The following is a 22340-nucleotide window of genomic DNA, read 5'->3' as shown; positions in this document are numbered from 1 at the left end:
CAAATGTGTACGTTTTGAGAATGCACCCCCTGATTTTACTGGGCTGTAGCTAATCAAAGACGATATTTGCCTACAAATTCTAAGCAGTTACTATCACTTACTGAATAGCATGACTGCCACACCACATGGAAGAAGGTAAGCAGACTTTTCAGATCAGATTCGACAGTGGAGAGCCTAACTGCTTACAGCTTATAAAGAAATTTTGTGTTTTTATTATTGTTAATATAACCATCTAAGCTAAAATTTGTATCAATCTAACTATTTTAGAAATATATATTTAGTGCCTGTCAGAAAACCTATGAAAATTGAGTCACTGACATTCATCAAACAGTAGAACTGCTCCGCAAGCATTATCAGAGTCTCGCTTATAGGGCACTTCTTGATCAAAGTGCTTGCAAAATAGCCAAAACTGCCATTTTACGAACGTGCAGAACCCTCATGCACCCATGATCAAATTTCGGACGGCAAAAGACTGCTGTCAGTAGGGCTAAAAATCCCGTTCTTGTAAAATCCTGCCCAAGCGCTTCAGGTTGCCACCCACAACCGCAAGGGCAACATAGCGCTTGAAGGCATCAATGCCCTTGTCCGGACATTTATCGAGGCCATTGGCTTCCAGAGCATTAATGTCAGACTCTACGGCGGAATGCTTTCTTTTTGCCCGGGTAAACTCAAGGTGGTGCTCTCGTTTTTTGTCTTCTGCGGAAAGCCTGCCTTTCTTCGGCAGAATGGTTCGTTCCAGAAAGCCATCAAGTTCCTCAAGGTTGGCGGGGCTCCAGAACCCTTTGTCATAACTGACCTGGCTCAGCATGGGAAAGCGTTGTTTTGCTCCTTTTGCGATAGGCACTGCAACCTGATCGTCTGTCTGCTTTTGCATCACATGGTGATTCAGCGTGAAGCCAAACTGGTCTTGCAGTACGCATACCCGCAACCCCAACTCTACAGGAACTCCGGCTTTACCCTTGCTGATCCATTCTGTGTGGGGTTCAAAAATCGAGAACACCTTGTCGCTGTGAGGAATCTGCTGATGCTCGATCACCCGACGATAAATCAGATTAATCTGGTGACGACTGTGGGCAATGTAGTATTTGAGATTCTCCAGCGCAGACTCATCGGGGGCGCTTTTTTCTACCAGGGCAGCTGTGCTTTCTGCCTTGCGGATAATGTCGAGACTGTACTTAATGTATTCAAGGTGTGCCGTTTCAATATCGTGCTGACGTGACCGCTGTTTAAACTCGCAGGCAGCAACGGAATGTTTCAGATTCCGCACCTTGTGATAGCGCTTTCGATGCTGTTTTTTCAGGTATTCCCGCTGACGCCACGCTGGTAACTGGTACTGGCCAGCCAGGGTGGACGCAAACTCAATAGCCTTACGACAGGCATCGTTTAACAGGCTGATGTCTGTGGGAAAATGAACATCGGTCTTGACTACAAACGAATCGGCACGGCCATATAGCGGCTCATCTTTTTTTTAACCAGTTGATGGCCTGCTGCCACGACAATCTGGTTTACCTGGTCCAGTATTTCGGGCGTGAACAGGCTGATATTATCCTGCAATGTCTGGATATGATAAGAGTGCGTGCAGTAAGGACCGTGCCCAAGCATTTTCCGTAGCGTGCCGTGTTCATTGGCCAGCTCCTGAAGACGGTCATAATCACAGTTAGTGACCAGCCGCAGGGTGCCAAACACCAGTATGTTCCAGAGATCCATACCGGGACGACCATTATTACTGCTGGCAGGAATCATACTTTCAAGAACTTGAAAGACCTGCTCTCTCAGATCAGGTGTAACCCATATGTGCTGCAAGCCCCGCAAAAGCCGGGGAATATCATCTCTGGACTTGGGGTTGAATGTGATGGCGGAGATATCAACCTCGCCCAACTGCATTTGTGGATTAATGGTTTGACGCATAAACTCGAAAACAGCCTGTCTGGGAAAATCTTCGAGTATTATATTTGGCCTCAGGCTGTGTTTTTCAAGGGCTTGAGGGTTTTCGGACAGGCACTATTTAAGGACTAACAATATCTATGTCGAACTATTTTATCAATATTTCTGGCTGTCTTGAAAAATATAAAGATTACGAGGGGGCAAAAAACTGGTTAAGCAAGGCTGAAGGCCAATTAAGTTCGTCAGATTATGAATCTTTGGTTATAAAACTATCTGATCAATTTCCAGTTGAATTTAGCAGGCCTGAATTTAAATTTTTAAAAGGTGGTATTAAAACGCCTAAGGAGAAAAAAGATGAAGTAATTTATGCTCTCAGAAATGCTGACTATACAAGTGCAGAGGATTTGTACAGATCATATTTCGGAACTGAAATCAATCAAGATTTTTTCAGTATTCAAGAATTTTTTGGTTTGAGAGATCAGTATAAAAAACAAAATCCAATAAAAGATTTAAATTCACGCGTTAAAAGCCCTCTTTCAGAGATAGAAGAAGAATTAAACGTTGATTTACTTACTCACTTGAATTATTTAGACAAGCCTTTTTTCAGAAGAGTTCAGACTGAAAAAGGAGATTACTACATCACCAAAGTATCCCATCAAGATTTGAGTACTATCAAGGGTCTACATAAGGGGTTTGCAAGGCATTTGCCTTGGCACCATTATTTAGCTTATGACATATTAAGCGTAGAAGTTGGAGATAGAGGCTATTATGGTGCAGTTAATTTGGTAGGTGATTATAAGCCAGATAGAAATGATCTGACAGATGTAACATATTTGACACCAAGAGGGCGCTCATATTTTTCCAGTGCATCAGAAACGTTGACTAACGATTCATCAGAAATCTCTCGTAAAATTGATGCAGAAAATTTTATGAGAATGAAACAGGTCATACCTACACCAAGTCAGATTAGAGCAATTTATGCAGACGGCGACTATATAATTGATGGACCGGCAGGAACTGGTAAGTCAACATCTCTATTACAAAAGCTGCTGATCATGACTTCTCAAAAAGGCATTAAAGAAGAAAGCCTTATGATACTTGTGAAGCACGATGGATTGATTGATCCATTTAAAGAATTGTTAATGGAAATGGGGATGCATGGTATTTTCCTGAACTCTGTTAAGGGTTTTCTCTACTCTCAGCTTGGAGATGATTTCAACAGTGTATCATTAGAAGTTTTGGATGAAACGAAAGAACTCTCAGGTACATTGAGATCAGCTGTAGAGGAACTTCTGAACAAAGAGAAACCGACTCAGGATGATGTTGACTATTTGCCAAATTCGATGGTAGATATTTCAATTATAAAGCCATATTTTAATAACTATTGTCAATTATGTGATGATATAAGAAGAACTGATGCTGAACGATCGAAATGTGTATCAAAAATTATGGCTGATATCGAGGAACAGTTTGGGTTTGATAAAAAAATGCTTTCTCATGAAGAGAAAGAGAACGCTTTTGAGAGTAAGATAAAATATCGACAAAACTTGGAGTTTGACCAGAAAGATAATAAAGAAATAGCAAAGTTAATTAAGGAGTATAGGGATGTAGAAAGACTCTATAATGCTTCAGGTGATGATAGTAAATCTCTGTATGTTACAGTTTTAAAAAGTATTGAAAAGAGATTTCAGGGTCTCGGAGAAACAGTGTCCGGTACTGACAAAGGGGATAAAATTCATAGGCTTGGGGACTATATAAAAACAAATATAGCCAAAAATATGGAGGGGCATAAGGAGGTTTTACAAAAGGAGTTGTCTAAGAAAAAGATAGCTGCTGTTAATGATAATTCTGTCTATCTCGGATTAGATAAACAACTTTCAAAACTTAATCAATTATTTGATGATGCCATGCTGAAATTAAAATCAGTATTTTTTGATAAGGCATTAGTTGCAAAGTCAGAATTGCATCGAAAGATGATGGGGCTGCATTTAGGTGTCAACTCCATGAAAGCTAACTACCAAAGTATTATTATTGATGAGGCTCAGGATGTCCCAGTTAATTTTATTGAGTTGGTAAGTTGCTACTCAAAGCAAATAATTCTTGCTGGAGATGAAGCTCAGAGAGAAAACTCGATGGGCTTAGGAAAATGGTCAAATCTTCGTAATAAAACAGGTTTTTACTCTAATGGCGTACAGTCCATCTTTAAACTCAGACATAATTTCAGACAGACTTATGAGTTGGGTAATCTGAGTTATAATTACAGGCAGCTTCTGCTTGATAAACCTATTGAAGATTTAGAAGCTGACTATTTTGACAATCAAAAAGGATTCGATGTTCCAGCTGTAGTTGATGAAAAATATTTATGTAAAACCATTGACGAGAAGTTGAAATTTATTGTAGATGGTTTTCTTAATAAATTTCCGTTGGCAATTATTTGTAATGATGAAGAGGCTCAGAAACAAATTATTTGTGTATTATCAGGTCAAGGGTATAAAGTGTCTTCTGATGAAACAAACGATAACGTGGATGTAGTAGTTCTTAATGCCAACCAAATAGCTGGTCGTGAGTATCCCGTCGTAGTTGCGATATTATGTGAAACAATGACAGAAAATACTATTTATATTATCCTGAGTCGTGCAAAGTTTGACCTTACTCTTGTTATTCCTTCTAACTATCAAATTGATGATCATTTATGCAGGTTGAGGAACTCAAATATGCTAATCGATCTAACTTGATAATGATGAAAAAAATCCAGTTCAATAGAGAATGCGGTGTTTTTCAATCAGATGCAGCTGGGACAGCCAACCCAGGGAACCCATCCTGAGGAAAGCGGCTTATCCATACTGGATTACCTGCTCCACGACAGACCCACCATTGCTGACAAACACCGCTCTGGTGAACCTTTCATAACGCTTGAGTTGATTATTGGGAAATGAAAAGCAAAGACATAGCTAAGTACCGCTAAATCGTATCTCATTAAAAACAAAAAAACAGGATCTCACTTATCTGGTGAGATCCTGTTTTTTATTTCAAAAATCTTGTGCTAACCTCTCCAGATAAATATTGGGAATAGTGCAATATGAACCAGAAATACAGTGCTGACCTGGCTTCTGTATCCCTCAAGTTGACTGAAGCCAGAGCTGTAGCCCGACTAATGCTTGAGAAAGTTTCAGGGCAGCAGTGGCAACAGGCTATTCAGCGTGACAATGTGCTGATGCTAGGCAATCCGGCTACAGCCAAACGACATGCAAATGCTCTAAGGAGCCGACTGGCAACCCTTGATGATCGGGGTTTAGTTATGGTGAGTCAGGGGAATCATGCTGTAGCACTGCAAATCCTGCTTGCAGCGACCCTCAAGTACAGCAGCATTCTGAGAGACTTTATTGAACTCTTGATCAAGCCGCAAGTTGCTTTAGGTAATCTGGAACTTCCAAGGCATCGCTGGCGTGGCTTTCTGGAAAGTTGCTATGCCCGAGATCCGGAAATGAAACCATGGGCAGACAGTACTGTGGCTAGAATTGGTACTGCTGTGTTCAGCATCCTGCAAGAATCCGGCTATATCAATGACACTCGGAAGCCTGTTCTGCAGCCAGTGCTGATTGAACATTCAGTTGGTGAATATCTTAAGAAGCAAGGTGATGAAGCCATCTTGCGTACGATGAAGGTGTTTGAGTCATGAGTGATATTCAGAACTTGCTCAGTGAGCTGTATCACACCATCAAGAAAGAATCATTTGCTGGTGGCAGAGGGCGGGGCTCTCAGGAACCTTATTATGTTTTTGACTATGACCCAGCCTGTGAACTGGAGGTTCGTCATTACATACAAAACACACTAATGACCAAACTCCCCAAAAGAACAGAAGATGGGGAGGTTATTCCCGAGAGTCTGAATATTTTTCAGGTTGTTATCGAAGAATTACGGTCTGAGGGCTTTTATGACGGAGCACTTGATCTGCAACTTGAAGATGGTGATGAGGAACTGATAGAAGCGTTAGCAGGCATTGTGAATTCCGAATACCTGGCTGAGCGCATAGCCAATAAACTGGAAGACTCGGCCAGCAACCTGCTCCTGCTTCATGGGGTGGGGAGTGCATACCCCCTGATCTGTGTACATTCGCTGTTGAGCAGCCTCCAGTCTCACCTTAAAAAGATAACTGTCGTACTCTTTTTTCCGGGTGAGTACAACGAACATAGCTTCAAGTTGTTAAATCAGTTTGAAGAGTCACCTCACTACCACTCCCATCGTCTACTGGCGTGAACAGTACAGAGTTTCTGTCGTTGAAGTTCATGGAATATTGCCTTGGAGGGCATCTCTATGGTTATTAAAAAACTGTTTAAAGAAGACATCGAACGAAAAATCAATGATGTCGTCAAAGCGGATAAAACGGAAGATGCAACCGTATGGCAGGAACTGCACGAATACGTTGTAACAACCGAGATAGTTAAAGAGCTGGATCGCTTTTTCCAGAACTTTATACCATCGCTGGACAACCCGAAACTGGCTGAAAATGAAAATGGTGTCTGGATCACCGGTTTCTTCGGTTCCGGTAAGTCTCACTTGCTGAAAATCATCAGCTATCTCCTTGGCAATGCTGAAATTACTCACGAAGGTCAAACCAAAAGGCCCTGGGAATTTTTTGAAACCAAGCCCCGCTGTCTGGATAACCCTTTTCTGGTAATGGACAACATCAAGAGAATGGGGCAGGCCAGCGGTAACGTAGTTCTGTTTAACATTGACAGTAAATCCGATGCCAAGAAGGGTAAGGATGCATTGCTCAAAGTGTTTGTTAATGTTTTTAACGATAAGGTGTGTGGTTACAGTGGGGACTTTCCTCATATCGCCGCCATAGAGCGCCAACTGGAACAGCAGGGGCTGTACCAGGCATTTCAGGACGAATTTGCCCGTATTACTGGTGGTGAGAGCTGGAAGGATAAGCGAAAAGGATACCGGTTTAAAAGCAAGCAGGCTTCACAGGCTCTGGCCAATGTTCTGGAACAGGACAAAGACATTATGGAGCACTGGTTGAATAACCGTGATAACTCCTTTGCCATGACGCCTGAAAAATTTGCCGAGGATGTTCGGGACTACCTGGATAGCAAAGGCCCTGATGAGCGTATCTATTTTCTCGTGGATGAAATCAGCCAGTTTGTAGGCAGTGATTCGGATTTAATGCTGAACCTGCAAACTGTGGTTGAGAATCTGGGTACATACTGTGGCGGTCGCGCATGGGTGATGGTGACTGCCCAGGAAGATATGAGTGCAGTAATCGGAGCCCTTAAAGATAAAGAAGACAAAGACTTCTCTAAAATCCAGGGGCGATTTGCCACCAGAATGTCTCTTGGCAGCACCCGTACCGACGAAGTTATTCAACATCGCCTTTTGGAAAAAGAAGCAGAACCTGAGAATGAGCTGAAACAAATATTCAACGACAAGGGCGATATTCTTCGTCATCAACTCAGCTTTACTGATGCGAAAATGACCCTGAAAAATTACCAGGGTGAAATAGAATTCACAGCCCATTATCCTTTCGTGCCCTACCAGTACGGACTGGTGCAAAAGATTTTCGAACGGCTGCGTGATGTCAAAATGACGGGTGGGCAAACCAGTCGTGGAGAGCGTTCACTGATTGGTGCCTTCCAGCGTGCAGCCCAGTCTGTTAAGGACGAATCTGTTGGTGTCTTGATGCCTCTATGGCGTTTTTACTCTGCCATTGAAAATACACTGAACACTATTGTAACAACGACTGTTAGTAGTGCTGATGATGTTCTGAAAGAAGACCCTTTCGATACCCAGTTGCTGCGTACCCTGTTCCTGATTCGTTACGTAGATGAAATACCGGGAACCATCAATAATCTGATATCTCTTTCTATTGATGAGATTGATGCTGACCTGGTTGTGCTTCGCCGCAAGATTGAGCAGTCCCTGCAACGACTGGAAAAAGAAACCCTGATCAGCCGTACTGGTAATGAATACTTCTTCCTGACCAATGAAGAGCGTGACATTGCTAACGAGATCAAGGGGATCAAGCTGGATGATGGTGAAATCAATAAACGTCTTGCCAGCCTGTTGTTCAGTGAAATACTGAGCGACAACAATCGCTACATGTACAAAGCCAACGGCAAGATTTTTGAATACAACCGCATTTGTGATGGTCATTACGAAGGTTCAGCTAAAGATCGACCTCTGACCATTCAGGTGGTGTCACCCCTGTTTGAAGATTATGGGTTATGGAGTGATGCCGGACGCTGCAGGGTTCACAGCATGGAAGCCGTATTGCTCAGACTGCCGAACAATGAACGGCTATTTGACGACATGATGAAGAGCCTGCAAACCCGCAGCTACCTTGGGCGAGATCACTCCAATTCCAAACCTTCGACAAAAATGGTGCGTGATCGCCTGCAGGCTGATCTGGCAGAGCAGGAAAAAGTGCTTCGGGAAAGCCTCGAAGAAATGATGTCACAGGCTACCTGCTATGCAGCTGAAAAAGAACTCAGCTTAAAGCAGAGCCGTCCAAAAGAGATACTGGAAGAAGCTTTCACCTACTTTATCCAGAATCGCTTTAACAAACTGAGCTATCTGGATACGCTCAGCCCCAACAACGATACCGCAAAAGAAATCCGCGACACTCTGCGCCGTGATCCAACCGGAGCGGATCAGCTGGCCTTGGGAGCCACGGGCGAAGCCAACGAAAAAGCATTGCAGGAAATTCGTAACCGCCTGAAAAATCGTGAAATCCGAAAAGAAAGAACCGTTCTCAAGCAGGAAATCGAAAACTTTGCCGGGCTGCCTTATGGCTGGCCAGAAATGGAAACAGCACTGCTGTTTGCCCGACTGGTTCATGTGGGTGAAATCGAAATCCTTAAAGGCACAGAGCCTGCAACCCATGAGCAGCTGGAAAATCTGCTGGTAAAAACCAGTCAGTGGCAGTACCTCGAAGTCAGAAAATGCAAACGGGTTGATGAAAAAGTTCTGAAGAACGCCCGCAAGCTGGCCATGGATCTCTTTGAAGAGAAGCTGAAAGCGTCCGAGAAGGAACTGTTTGATGATATCAGACGATTACTGACCGGTTGGAAAAGCCAGTTGAAATCCTGGAGGCTGCTGGCAAATGAGGGTAACCCCGGCGGACAGATCATTGACGGCAGTCTGGTGGTGGTTGAACCTCTGCTGGATATCAAGGAAACCATTCGTTTCTTTGAAGTTTTCAACGATAATGAAAGTGAGTTGCTCGATACTTCAGATCATATCCACGACCTGCACAACTTCTATAAATCCCAGAAAACAGGCTGGGATAGTCTGAAAGCCCTTCTGAAGAAAGTAGAGCCAAACAAAGAGCATATTCTGAATGATGACTCTGCAGCCAAAGCGTTGCAGGCACTGAAGGAAATTCGTGAAGATGACAAACCCTTCAAGCGATTAAAGACAGTTCCTGCGCTTATCACTACCGTTGATGAATTTAACCTGACACTGGTTGAGCGTGAACGTAATACCGCACTGGACAAAGTGGACACGCTGATCGCCGCCATGGAGCAGCAGCTGGATACGGCTGATGCCGATGCCATATTGCGTAACAAGTGCCTCTACGGTTTGCAGCAACAAAGGCGAACTATTGAGCAGCAGACTTCTGTTGCCCATATGCAATACGCTTCCACGAAAGGTGCTGATGATCTGTTTCAGGAGTCTCTGGACAAGCTTGAGCAGGAACAGGAAAAACAGCGCAAGACTGAAGAAGAGGCACAAAAGCGGGCTGAGGAAGAAGCCAGACGCAAAGCGGAGCAAGAAGGGAAGCCTGCGCCCAAACCTGTACCAGCGAAACCAAAACCCGTTGTGCGACTCAAACCAAGTCAGGAAGTGACCGTCAGCCAGCTGTTAAAACCCGGACAGTTTCTGGAAGACCAGGCCGCCGTGGATGATTTTCTGAAGACGCTACGTACTGAACTGGAAACCGCGCTGACCAATGGCAAGCGCATCCGTATTCGTTAATTGATCGGGAGTAGTACACTCATGGAATTAAGACACCTTGAACGATACGCGCCACAGGCGCGGATCGATTTTATTAAAGCTGTTAGCGAAAAAGCGGAAAAGTTTGGCCTGACAGAGAAAAAGATCGCTGATACTCAGGAAACCGGTGATGTGGTTATCATCAACGGTGTCAGCTTTCCCCGGCAGATTGTAGGGCAGCGTCGTGCACTGATAGACCGTATCCGGCGGGATGGCTTTCAGCAGGTTATGGAGCAGGTGGCTTATACCTGGTTTAACCGGCTGGTGGCTATTCGTTATATGGAAATTCATGGCTACCTGGAACATGGCTACCATGTTCTGCACAGTGATACAGTAGATGATGAGCCAGAGATTCTGCAACACGTCACGGAGCTGGAAGATGAACTGGAGTTTCTTGATTTCCGCAAGGCGCTGGAACTTCAGGACAATAACGACAGTGAGGCCCTGTACGCCCTGATTCTGAAAGCGCAGTGTCAGGAATTGAACAAGGTGATGCCTTTCCTGTTTGAAAAGCTGGACGACGACACCGAACTGCTGCTGCCGGATAACCTGCTGCACAGCGACTCCCTGATTCGCAAGCTGGTCACCGAAGTGCCGGAATCCAGCCTGGAAGAAGTGGAAGCCATTGGCTGGCTCTATCAGTTCTATATTTCTGATCGCAAAGCCCAGCTGATGAAGGCGAAAAAAGCCTATAAGAAAGATGAAATTCCTGCGGTCACCCAGCTGTTCACGCCGAACTGGATTGTAAAATATCTGGTACAGAACTCCATTGGTCGTCAATGGCTGATGAGCAATCCGGAATCAGACCTGAAAGACGAAATGCCGTTCTATATTGAACCGGCAGAACAGAGCGAAGCTGTTCAGCAACAGCTGGCTGCCATGACGCCTGAAGAAATCGACCCTGAAACCATTCGGGTGCTCGACCCTGCCTGTGGTTCAGGTCATATTCTGGTGGAAGCCTATGAGCTGCTGAAAGCGATCTATCAGAAATGCCATTACAATGACCGCGAAATCCCTCGTCTGATACTGGAAAAAAACCTCTTTGGTCTCGATATCGATGAGCGTGCCGTGCAGCTGGCGGGCTTTGCCCTGATGATGAAAGCTAGAAAAGACAATCGTCGTATATTCCGGCTGCGGAGCAGTGATGAGCCGGTGAAACTGAACCTTCATGCAGTAGGCGAAAGTAATGCGGTTCATCCTTCTCATCTTCAGCGTTTCGCCATAGATGGGCTGGATGAATTGCTGGATACGTTCCATAACGGCAAAACCTACGGTTCTCTGTTGACTGTGCCCGGTGAGCTGACTGAGAAGCTGGAAGCCATGGAGCAGCAGATTGATGAATGTCTGCTGTCAGCGGAGCTGTTCGAAAAGCCGGAGTTGGAGGCACTGAAGCTGTTAGTGGCTCAGGCTCGGGTATTGGGGCAGAAGTATGATGCGGTGATTGCTAATCCGCCTTATATGAATAAGCTCAATCCCGAGTTGAAAAATTTCGCTTCAAGAAAGTTTTCAAATAGTAAGTCAGACCTGTTTGCCATGTTTATGGAACATGGTTTTTCTCTGATAAAAAAAGAAGGTTATAACGCTCAGGTCAATATGCAGTCTTGGATGTTCCTATCCAGCTTTGAAAAAATGCGAGAAGAACTGCTGACTCAAAGAACCATTATTACAATGGCTCACTTTGGTGCGCGTGCTTTTGAAACAATTTCAGGAGAGGTAGTGCAAACTACAGCCTGGGTTCTTGGTAAACAGCATTTTGACCAATTTACACCAGTATTTTTCCGCTTGATTGAAGGTGATGCTCAGGAAAAGAGGCAGGCGTTATTAGAGCGAAAATATCAATTCGACCATCTTAAACAAGATGACTTCCAAAATATTTCAGGAAGTCCTGTAGCGTATTGGGCAAGCAAAAACTTTTTAAAAGTATTTATGACTGGTGACCTTCTGGGTGAACAGTCAGCACCACGGCAGGGTCTTGCTACAAGTGATGACGAGCGATTTCTACGTCACTGGTTTGAAGTTGATAACCAGAGAGCATGTACAGCAGAGAAAGAAGAAAAGAAGAAAAATGCCAAATGGTTTCCTTTTGTTAAAGGAGGAAGCATGAGACGTTGGTATGGTAATAACAGTTTGTTGATAAACTGGGAAAGTGATGGTGCTGACGTAATTCACTACGCCTCTTCCTTATATGGGAGTGCGACACGAACAATAAAGAATATGGCCTTTTATTTTAAAGAAATGATTGCATGGTCATTGATTTCAGGAGGAATACCTTCGTTCAGATATCAACCTAAAGGGCAGATTTTTGGCCATAAAGGGCCTGGGATTTTTTCATCTGATGAGCTTGATCTTCAAGATGCACTTGCCTTTCTAAATAGTAAAGTAGCTGCAAGTTTACTTTCATTTACTAGTCCCAATCTGAGCTTTGAAGTTGGTAACATCAAACAGATTCCAGTATTAAAGTTTCCTGAAAAAACGAAAAGCATTCAGCTTACTGAATACACTAAAGATGATTGGGATTCCTATGAAACCTCATGGGATTTTAAAAAGCTTCCTTGGATTTTTGGTAATCTCAAAGATCAAAATACAGAAACCTCATACAACAACTGGCGAAATCATGGTCAGCAACAGATTGCTGAAATGATAAGGTTAGAAGAGGAAAACAACCGCCTCTTTATCGATGCCTATGGCTTACAGAATGAACTGGAAGCAGATGTTCCTGAACACCAGATTACCCTGACCCAAAACCCGGCCTACCGCTACCCGGACAAAAAGAACAAAACTCTCACCAGTGAAGAGCGTGAAGCGTTGTTCAAGACAGACTCAGTCAAAGAGCTTCTGTCCTATGTGCTTGGCTGCCTGATGGGACGCTACTCTCTGGATCAGCCCGGTCTGGTCTACGCCAACAGTGGCAACAAAGGATTTGATGCCTCAGCCTATGCTACTTTCCCTGCGGATGAAGATGGTATTGTGCCTCTTGGTGATGAGTCAGAACTGGCCTTTGACCAGGACTTTTCCCTTAAGCTCCGTGAGTTTCTGGTAGCCGTCTGGGGTGAAGAGACGTTATCCGAGAACCTGAGTTTTATTGCCGATGCCCTGGGGCGCAAAGCCAATGAAACAGCGATGGACAGTATTCGTCGTTATATGGCCAAAGACTTCTTTAAAGACCATCTGCAAACCTATAGAAACCGCCCAATCTACTGGCTGTTCTCCAGCGGAAAGAAAAAAGCCTTTGAGGGGCTGGTTTACCTGCATCGTTACAACGAGAGCACGCTTTCCCGTATGCGGATGGAGTATGTTGTACCCATGCAGGGACGACTCCGTGACCAGATTGATCAGCTGGATCGTGAGCTGGCCAGTGCTGACAATGCCGCCCGGAAAAGCCAGATTAACCGCAAACTGAAACTCTGGCGGGAAAAGCAGGTGGAGCTGAAAACCTTTGACGAGAACCTGCGCCATTATGCGGACCAGAAAATTGAACTGGATCTCGATCAGGGTGTTAAGGTGAATTACGGTAGCTTCCCCGGTCTGCTGGCGGAAGAGAAAAAAATTACCGGCAAGAAGTCATAATTTTTCCTGTTAAAGGCAAGGATGATGTGTTCGGGAGTACTGCCACTCCCGGCACTTTACTAAGGAGAACCGGGCACTATGAAACTTAAGTCCGTTGAGCTAAAGAATTTTCGGGGTTTCAGAGACCTGACACTGTCGCTGCCCGACGCCCAGACACTGATTTTTATTGGTGGCAACGGTTCCGGTAAAACCAGCCTGCTGGAAGCCATCGGAATGATGCTGTCCTGGCTGCCTGCACGTATTCGCAGCGAAAAGTCATCCGGGAACAGAATGGATGACACGGATATCCTCAATGATGAAAGTACGGCACTGGTTGAGTTATGCCTGACTCATGATGGTCAGGACGTACTCTGGTCGCGGGTGAAAAAACGACTGGGGCGTACAGGTTCTGAAAAGAGCATTATGGACGATGTGTCTGCCCTGGCATTGCATTTTCGACAGCAACTGACGGAACAGCGCGACACCGCTTTACCGCTGGTGGCTTACTACCCTGTCAATCGCTCGGTCACTGAAGCGAAGCTGGAGCCAAAAAGTAAGCGTTATGATCAGCTGGACGCTTTTTCTAATGCCTTTACCAAAGCGTCCAGCTTTAACAGCTTCTTTGAGTGGTTCCGTAACCGTGAAGACCTGGAAAATGAACAACGTCTGAAACTCAAGGATTTTGATTATCAGGATCACCAGTTGATGTCGGTTCGTGCTGCGATTACCGCGTTCCTGCCAGAGCTTTCCGGACTAAGAATTGACCGGGAAGAGCACAAGCCACGGTTACTGGCAGAAAAAGCTGGCAAAACCATTGTTATTAATCAGCTTTCTGATGGTGAGAAATGCCTGTTAGCACTGGTCGGCGACCTTGCACGCCGGTTGGCTCTGGCAAATCCGACAGGTCAAAGCCCTTTAAAGGGCGAAGGCATCATACTGATTGACGAGATTGAACTGCACCTGCATCCCCGCTGGCAAAGAAATATTGTGCCGGGTCTGGAAAGCACATTTCCGAATTGCCAGTTTGTGATAACCACTCATTCCCCTCAAGTGCTGGGTGATGCGAAGCATGCGGCTGTTTATGCCCTGAATATTCATGAGCAACCTCCCATTCTGCCACTGGCAGAGGCTGTTTATGGACGGGATGCCTCTGACCTTCTGGAAGAGGTTATGGACGCCTCTTCCAGAACGCTTTCGGTTCGTGAGCAGCTGGATCATTTATTTTTGTTGCTGGATGAGAATAAGACGACTGAAGCCAGGGAACAGCTGAATCAGTTGCAGACACTGATTGGTAACGATCCTGAGTTGATCCGTGCCGGCATCCTGTTGAAACGCAGGGAGAAACTGGGTCGATGAGACATATCAAAAAGTCGGCTGCCCCTGCTGCTTTTAATGCGTACAAAGGCTGTAATGGTGCTACCTATAAAAACTTCGTGGCTAACCAGCCGCTTTATAACGAGGTTAAGCAACAGTTGATAGGAGATCAGCTGGGGCAGTGTTGCTACTGTGGCATTCGTGTTGAACTGGATTCAACGCATATCGAACATGTGCTTGACCAGAATAAACACAAGAAACTCCAGCTGGAGTTCAGTAATTTACTGGCATCCTGTAATGGTGGGCCACGGCAGGAACATTGTGGTCACGCCAAAGGCAGTCGGCCATTGCCAGTGACCCCTTTACAGGATGATTGTGAAGAGCGGTTTGTTTTCCGCTCCAATGGCTACGTTGCCTCGGTAGAAGATGATCAGGACGCTGACACCAGTATTGATGTATTGAATTTGAATATTGTGAAGTTGAGAAATATGCGTAAAGCGGCTCTATCGGGCTCCGGGTTGTTTGAGGACGATTTAAAGCTGGAAGATATAGAAGAGTATATCGAGCTCTATAATTCAGCGGATGATAATGGTCAGCTGGAGCCTTTTTCTCAGGTGGTTGTGAATCGGCTGAGGCAGGAGCAGGCCCTGCTACTACAGGCGGAGAGAGTGAGTGGATAAGTCTATCAGCCCCGAGCGCAAAAACGCTCTTGTTTCAGGCAACAGCATTGCAGGCAGCAGCAAAGGTGGGTCTACCGGGAAAGTGCTGGAAGATATTCAGCGTCGTTTTTCCAGCCACAGGCTGGTTTTCTGGCACGATACCGATCGGGTGTATGCCGATGAACTGGATGAGCTTATGACTCATCTGCCTGATGTTGCCCTGATCAGGCTGGATAACGAACCTATGCTGGGTGTGAAAACCCGTATAGAAATCGATGAACCTGATCAGCCCTTTTTGTTATTCAGTGAAAAGGCCAAACCAGAACCCAGGAACGACTGGTTGCTGGATGTAAGGCTCTATTCTGATGAAGTTGCCGTGGGTTTTGCGGCATTAATGCTTGAGGAACTTGGACTTAAGCCTGAATCACAGCTGGCATTGCAGGCAGTCAGGGATTTTATTGAAAAACATCGGAGTTTTTTCAAAAACAGGCAGCGGATAAAGAAGCTCAAAAGAGTTCTGGATGTGCGGGATGATCATGCCCAGCTGGAAAAGAAGATGTTAGGCGTTCTGCTAAATTCAGACCGCTACGATATCGTTAGTCTGTTAACCCAGTTGTATAACCTGTTCTCCGGACAGTTTGAGTCAGCTGAAGACATTAACTGGGAGGTTATGCCCCAGGGCTGGAATGACTTATGCAAGTTCGGCCTTGAGAATGCTTTCTGGGCTTTGGTTGCTCAGGAGTTCAGTTATGATGCAGAAGTACCAAAACTGGCGCACTTGCTCTGCTGTTTGATGGTCTCTGACTTTAATTACTCCGCGTTGACATCCATACCAACAGCACTTGAATCTAAAATCCTGAAAGGATCAAGGGCAACCAATAATACCGTGGTTACGTTATCGGCCTGGCGAGATTCTATAAGCTGGATGGGTAGTTATAATCAACTCTCAAGCTGGGTTGAAAAAGAGCTGAATATCGACAGTTTGCTGGCTTCTCTGGAGATAGAGCATCTGGTGGATGCAAAAACCTTTGCTGCGGTTGAACGGTATATTGCCTCTGTACTCAGGGATCGCATTCTGCAGGACAATACTCTGGAACACCCAAGACTTGCCGCTGGTGCCCTGAAAAATATGGTTCAGCAGAGGCTGGAGGGGTATTGGGCATCACCTGTATCCAATAATGATACCCATCAAGGGTTTCGTGCTGTTTACAAAGCATTTGATGCTGCTCTTAATCTGCTGACAGCGGTAGAAGATTTCAAGAATGATACATCTGACAGTCCGGCGGATTTGTATCAGGCTTATGAGAATCAGTATTTCTTCTGTGACATGCATTACCGTATCTACAGGGAAAATGCCGATCAGGTCACTCACTGGGGCATATTGACTCAGCTGACAGAAACCATTGAGAACACCTATGTGAATACCTTTATGGCACCTTTTGCTTTGAAGTGGGATCGTCACTTTGGTGGAGAGTTTCTGTCACGATGGACGCTGCCACAGATTCCAAACCAGTTTAATTTCTTTAAAGAGAGAGTGGCTACGGAGCTGGCTAAAGATAGCAAGCGGAAGATATTTGTTATTGTCAGCGATGCCATGCGCTATGAAGTAGCTCATGAGCTGAATCATCATCTGGCTGGTATATCCAGAGTTCAATCAGAACTGTCAAGCCAGCTTGGTGTGTTGCCGTCGTATACTGCACTGGGTAAGGCAGCCCTGTTACCGAGAAAAGATACCATCAGCTTCGTTGATAGCACGGTTAAAGTTGACGGTGCGAATTGCGTTAGCATCGAAGAGAGAAACAGGGTTCTGGCTGCTTTTGATGGTTGTGCTCTTGATTTTGAGGAAACCAAATCGCTCAACAAGACTATGGGACGGGAACGTTTCAAAGATAGCCGGGTTATCTATATTTTCCATGACGCTATTGATGCTAAAGGTGACAAGGAAGCCACAGAGCAGGAAGCATTTGCAGCCGTTCGTCAGACAGTTGAGGAACTGAAAACGCTGGTAAATAAAATAGTGAATAGCTGGAATGGTACCCAAGTATTTATTACCTCTGATCATGGCTTTATCTATCAGACAAGCAAAGTTTCAGAACTGGACAAAAGCCCGGCATCCATGTCTTCCGGAATGCTTATCAAAGAGAACAAACGCTATCTGATTGGCACGGGTATTGACGTGGATGATCAGGTTCACCATGGCAAACTGTCGATTACCTCGGGAGTATCTGGTCCTGAAGAATTTGTTCTTCCCAAGGGAGTTAAACGCTTTCACTTCAAAGGGGGAGCCAGGTTTGTTCATGGCGGCTTACTGGCTCAGGAAACCGTGGTGCCAGTTATCGAAGCTCGCCTTAAACGAGGTCAGTCAGCCCATAAACAGAGAGTATCCGATGTGGATGTTGTTATTCTGGGCGATAACCACAGGATCACGACTCCGACCCATTACTTCACTATGCTGCAAGCCAGTGTGGTCAGCGAAAAAGTAAAAGCTGTTTCTCTGCGAGCTGAAATCCGGGACAGCTCCGGAAAGGCAGTATCTGATCAGCAAATTCTTACTTTTGATAGTGCATCTGCCTCTATGGATGAGCGAAAAAAACGAGTTCGCTTTACTCTCAAGGCTCTGCAGTTTGACCGGAAAGCCCAATATTATCTGGTTCTGGAAAAAGCAGATACACGCTCTGAAGTCATGTCACAGCCCGTGCTGATAGATATTGCTTTTTTTGATGACTTTTGATCAGGGAGTTTTTTAATGAGCCAGACTGATGACCTGTTGATAGAACATTTTCCGGGAAAAATTGTCCGAAAGGATCTGACAAAGTTGGTTCGCGAAGGGGCGAATGTTCCTGTTTATGTTCTTGAGTACCTGTTAGGGATGTACTGCTCGTCCAGTGATGAGCAATTGATTCAGGAAGGGCTGGCTCGGGTGAAGCAGATTCTTTCTGATAACTATGTTCGCCCAGACGAAGCGGAACGAATTAAGTCGAAAATTCGCGAGAGTGGTGTTTACAAGATCATCGATAAGGTCACAGTCCGGCTTAATGAAAAAAAAGACCGGTATGAGGCAGCGCTCAGCAATCTTGGGTTACGGGGTGTATTTATTGCCGACAGCAAAGTCAAAGAGTTTGACAAGTTGTTAGCAGGAGGCATCTGGTGCATTATTACCATAGAGTATTTCCACGAAGAGAATCAAAAAGATTCTCCTTTTTCAGTTTCTCAGCTTAAGCCGATCCAGATGCCAACTATGGACATGGACGGACTGCTGAAAGGGCGGGATGCTTTCTCAGAAGAAGAGTGGATAGATGTTCTTGTGCGTTCAACAGGAATGGAGCCGACTAATCTTGATGAGAGGACAAAGTGGCACCTACTGGCGCGCATGATTCCGTTTGTTGAGAATAACTACAATGTTTGTGAGCTTGGTCCCAGAGGAACGGGTAAGAGCTATATGTACGAGGATATCAGTCCTAATAGTATTCTGGTCTCGGGAGGACAGACGACAGTAGCAAATCTCTTTTACAATATGAGCAGCCGTTCAGTTGGGCTGGTGGGTTTATGGGATGTTGTTACTTTTGATGAAGTTGCCGGTATTAACTTCAAAGACAAAGACGGCATCCAGATTATGAAAGGGTTTATGGCAAATGGTGCTTTCAGTCGTGGAAGGGAGTCTATAAGTGCCAATGCATCTATGGTGTTTGTGGGTAATATCAATCAGTCTGTAGATACTCTGGTTAAGACCAGTCATTTATTAGCGCCATTTCCAGCCCCAATGATTGATACTGCATTCTTTGATCGTTTTCATGCTTATATCCCTGGCTGGGAAATACCTAAGATGCGGCCTGAATTTTTTACAGACCAGTATGGATTGATTGTTGACTATCTTGCTGAGTTCTTCCGGGAAATGCGTAAAAGAAATTATTCTGATTCGATCTACAGGCATTTCACTCTGGGAAGAGACCTCAACCAGAGGGACACTATTGCAGTTAAGAAGACTGTATCTGGCTTGTTGAAACTACTGTATCCAAACGAGGCTTTTGATAAAGAAGCTGTTGAGCGTTGCTTAAAGTATGCGCTGGAAGCTCGTCGAAGGGTTAAGGAACAGCTGAAAAAGCTGGGTGGCATGGAGTTTTATGATGTGCATTTTAGCTACCTGGAACAGGAATCAATGGATGAAGTGTTTGTGGGGATTCCTGAACAAGGTGGAAGTAAGCTGATTCCTGAGGATGCTATGAAGCCAGGCGTTGTTCATACTGTAGGAGTTGGCAGCAGTGGTCATCGAGGATTGTATCGACTAGAAACCCAGATGACGCCTGGCAATGGCAAGCACACAACATCAGGATTTGGTTCTAATGCGCCTGCTAAAGAAGCAGTGAAAGTAGGGTTTGACTACTTTCGGGCGAATGTTTCCAGAGTCAGTGCATCGGCAAAATTTGCAGATCATGAATATCACCTTCACTGTGTTGAATTACATAATACTGGACCATCTACTCAAACAGCGATGGCTAACTTTATAGCGTTCAGTTCGGTGCTTCTCGGAAGACCATTGCAAAGCCAGCTGGTTATCCTCGGGGACATGAGCCTTGGTGGAAATGTTATTCCTGTTGAAAATTTAGCTGAATGCTTGCAAATTGCACTGGATGCTGGGGCGAAACGGATTCTTCTGTCAATGGCCAGCGTGGCTGATATCCCTACTGTACCCGGAGAGTTATTCGCAAAATTTCAAACAAGCTTTTATTCTGATCCAGTGGATGCGATTTTTAAGGCTCTTGGGGCGGATTAACGCTTGAATAGGTGAAAAAAATCCAACTTAAGGTATAATTTCGATTCTGCTATTTGCCATGAGTAATTTGTTTTTGCATGGCAAATTTACTTTCTGCAATTTAAGGAGAGGGTTGCAATTTACCCTCGACGACGTTGATGCAGAAAGAGTTTTGCCGTGAGGCACCCACCACTCTTCGCGAGTCTTTCTGCTCAGCAGATTACCTGCTGCGATACCGTCAGGGCTTAATCGCTCTGGCTTTAGGGTTGGTTTGCTTGTCAGATTGACCTGTCTCTATTGCTGCTCGTTTTTCAGAGTGCTGATACCTGTGTTTTTCATCTCCCATTACATCGGGTCACAGGAAAAGGCGTGCTTAAATTCGGTTGCAGTGCATTTTCAAAAAGCCGTTTCGAGAGACCCTCTCTGGATCCGTTGGTATCCGTGCCCTACAGATCGACCAGCGTCTTCTATCGGCAATTTCAGATGTGTGATGGACTTTTTTATAAGCAGGCGACTCGCTAAACCCGGCTAATTTTTAGAATTGGTTATAACAGCCATCGCCTCAGCTGCTGGCATCAGCAAGGCTCAGCTCTCTGGAGCAATGAGCGTCACTGCCCGCAACCCTTGCGTTACAGGTTGTCCCGTTTGGCCACTGCGTGATGTGGCTTCGCATTGAACTTAGATTAGGGTTATGGGACTGATTTTCCAGTGTGCCCCTTTTTTGATAAAGAGATGGGTGGAGGGATACTTTTGTGCCTCAATATTTAACACGCAACGACCATAATTTCGGCTTTGGCAGACAGTTGTCTTATGCTGGACATAATGCGCTCAGAGAAATGATGCCAGATCAGTTTTGTACTGTGGCAACCCATACTCAGCGGTGGAAGCAGTTTTGCGCCTGGAGCAAAACCCAGAATATTCGGGAAGCCCACCAGATAAACAACCAGACTTTGAAGCGTTATGCGTTCTACCTGCGGGCAAGGCTGGAAGGGCAGGGCAAACCGTTGTCAGTGGCTACGGCACAGAATTTGTTATCGACCTGTAATGTGGTCATGAAAGCATTACGGAATAACAATGATATTCGAATCAATCCCTCCGAAGCTTTGCAGGCCAACCGTGAGAAAGCTCGTACCGAAGCACCGGAGTTAAGCCGCGAAAAACTGGCACAGGCTCAGGCTGAATTAATCATGGCGGGGCGGGAGCGCATTGCTGCGGTATTGGGTTTGTGTCGTGAACTTGGGCTTCGCTCCAGAGAAGCGGTTCTGCTGGATTGCCAGAAAGCTCTGCAGCAAAGCCATGAGAACAGGAAGATTGATATTGAGCTGGGTACCAAGGGTGGGCGTGGTAAATCAACAGCGACAAGCCCTTCCAGGGCAGAGCGTTTTGTTCCGGTATCAGACTCTGCGCATATCGCTTTATCACAGGCTGCAAGATTACAGGGAAGTGGCAGAAACCTGATTCCTGAAGGAAAGCGTATTGAGGATTTTCTGGCTTTAGTAAGAATGCACAGTGGCCCTGTACTGAAGAAATATGGCTTGAATAATCGCCATGACCTGCGAGCGGCTTTTGCCTGTGAGCAATACCAGCAGTTAACCGGCTGTCTGGCACCCGTTTTCAGGGATGATCGTATTCCCGATAAAAATGTAGATAAACAAGCCAGAGAAGCCATTGTAAAACAGTTAGGCCACAACCGCATTCATGTAGTGTCAGCGTATTTAGGAAGCCGTAAAAACAGAAAGGCTGACTCAAGCCGCACGAGGAAGCACTGATTCGCTCAATGCTTTCTGGTACGACCTTGAATCAGACCGTCCGTTGTGTTTTTCCTTACGGTTGTAGCGGGTTTTAAGCTTCTCCCTGCGTTGTCTGAACATGGGGTCACTCATAAGTTTCAGCACTGCCGAAGCAGGGCGTTTTCGTTTGGATTTAGCCATGATGCTCTCCTTAATAGCCTCTTTTTTATGAATCCTGAGTGTATCACATACAGTTTTTAGAACTGTATCCAATGTCTGATTCTTTCCGGTAGAAAAAGTTCGCTTCATTGGCACAGCAAACTGCATTGAATATCTGTTCCTCTGTCCTATAGTTAATTCTCCTTTTACCTGCTCATCAGGAGCCGGCTTTCACCCCCCCAGGGTTAAGCCAGTGACGATTATGATGAAAAGGTTGTTCGGCCACACAGGTTAGAGTCT

The 22340-nt window shown here is 45.2% G+C and carries 13 protein-coding genes; 11 read left to right on the top strand and 2 right to left on the bottom strand.

Annotated features, from left to right (window positions below; genetic code table 11):
- Window positions 1-487 precede the first annotated feature (487 nt).
- Window positions 488-1908 (bottom strand): ISNCY family transposase gene (locus NX722_RS09470; RefSeq protein ID WP_262563791.1). Its coding sequence is split into 2 segments (ribosomal slippage): window positions 488-1464 and window positions 1464-1908, totalling 1422 coding nucleotides; the frame shifts between segments, so codons are not numbered across the junction.
- 116 nt (window positions 1909-2024) lie between these two features.
- Between NX722_RS09470 and NX722_RS09465 the strand changes: the two genes are divergently transcribed.
- From NX722_RS09465 to NX722_RS09415, 11 genes are all read left to right on the top strand, one after another.
- On the top strand, window positions 2025-4619 hold the full coding sequence (locus NX722_RS09465; RefSeq protein WP_262567774.1) for a DEAD/DEAH box helicase: 2595 nt from the start codon (window positions 2025-2027) through the stop codon (window positions 4617-4619).
- A 51-nt stretch (window positions 4620-4670) separates the two neighbouring features.
- Window positions 4671-4820, top strand: a complete 150-nt coding sequence (locus NX722_RS09460; RefSeq protein ID WP_262567773.1) for a hypothetical protein — start codon at window positions 4671-4673, stop codon at window positions 4818-4820.
- A 143-nt stretch (window positions 4821-4963) separates the two neighbouring features.
- Window positions 4964-5563, top strand: a complete 600-nt coding sequence (locus tag NX722_RS09455; RefSeq protein WP_262567772.1) for a DUF1819 family protein — start codon at window positions 4964-4966, stop codon at window positions 5561-5563.
- A complete protein-coding gene (locus NX722_RS09450) occupies window positions 5560-6141 on the top strand; it encodes a DUF1788 domain-containing protein (RefSeq protein ID WP_262567771.1) in 582 nt (193 codons plus the stop codon). Before NX722_RS09455 ends, NX722_RS09450 begins: the two co-directional genes overlap by 4 nt.
- Window positions 6142-6198: 57 nt before the next feature.
- The gene (brxC, locus tag NX722_RS09445) at window positions 6199-9864 is read left to right on the top strand and encodes a BREX system P-loop protein BrxC (protein WP_262567770.1); all 3666 of its coding nucleotides are present in this window, start codon (window positions 6199-6201) and stop codon (window positions 9862-9864) included.
- A 21-nt stretch (window positions 9865-9885) separates the two neighbouring features.
- A complete protein-coding gene (gene pglX / locus NX722_RS09440; RefSeq protein ID WP_262567769.1) occupies window positions 9886-13449 on the top strand; it encodes a BREX-1 system adenine-specific DNA-methyltransferase PglX in 3564 nt (1187 codons plus the stop codon).
- Window positions 13450-13527: 78 nt separating this feature from the next.
- Complete coding sequence (locus NX722_RS09435; RefSeq protein ID WP_262567768.1) at window positions 13528-14784, top strand: AAA family ATPase; 1257 nt, start codon at window positions 13528-13530, stop codon at window positions 14782-14784.
- Window positions 14781-15422, top strand: coding sequence for a retron system putative HNH endonuclease (locus tag NX722_RS09430; protein ID WP_262567767.1), 642 nt, complete (start codon window positions 14781-14783; stop codon window positions 15420-15422). The genes NX722_RS09435 and NX722_RS09430 overlap by 4 nt, the downstream gene beginning before the upstream one ends.
- Entirely contained in the window at window positions 15415-18132 is a 2718-nt protein-coding gene (gene pglZ / locus NX722_RS09425) for a BREX-1 system phosphatase PglZ type A (RefSeq protein ID WP_262567766.1), read from the top strand. Before NX722_RS09430 ends, pglZ begins: the two co-directional genes overlap by 8 nt.
- A gap of 15 nt (window positions 18133-18147) precedes the next feature.
- Window positions 18148-20172: a protease Lon-related BREX system protein BrxL gene (brxL, locus tag NX722_RS09420; RefSeq protein ID WP_262567765.1), complete on the top strand. Its 2025-nt coding sequence runs from the start codon at window positions 18148-18150 to the stop codon at window positions 20170-20172.
- A gap of 731 nt (window positions 20173-20903) precedes the next feature.
- The gene (locus tag NX722_RS09415) at window positions 20904-21920 is read left to right on the top strand and encodes an integrase domain-containing protein (RefSeq protein WP_262567764.1); all 1017 of its coding nucleotides are present in this window, start codon (window positions 20904-20906) and stop codon (window positions 21918-21920) included.
- Here the strand turns inward: NX722_RS09415 and NX722_RS09410 are convergent.
- On the bottom strand, window positions 21897-22082 hold the full coding sequence (locus NX722_RS09410; protein WP_262567763.1) for a hypothetical protein: 186 nt from the start codon (window positions 22080-22082) through the stop codon (window positions 21897-21899). The genes NX722_RS09415 and NX722_RS09410 overlap by 24 nt on opposite strands.
- Between the last annotated feature and the right edge of the window lie 258 nt (window positions 22083-22340).

The organism is Endozoicomonas gorgoniicola (genome assembly GCF_025562715.2).
GTDB classification, from domain to species: domain Bacteria; phylum Pseudomonadota; class Gammaproteobacteria; order Pseudomonadales; family Endozoicomonadaceae; genus Endozoicomonas_A; species Endozoicomonas_A gorgoniicola.
Note: the sequence above shows the minus strand (reverse complement) of the source record. Positions and strands in the feature narration are given on the sequence as shown.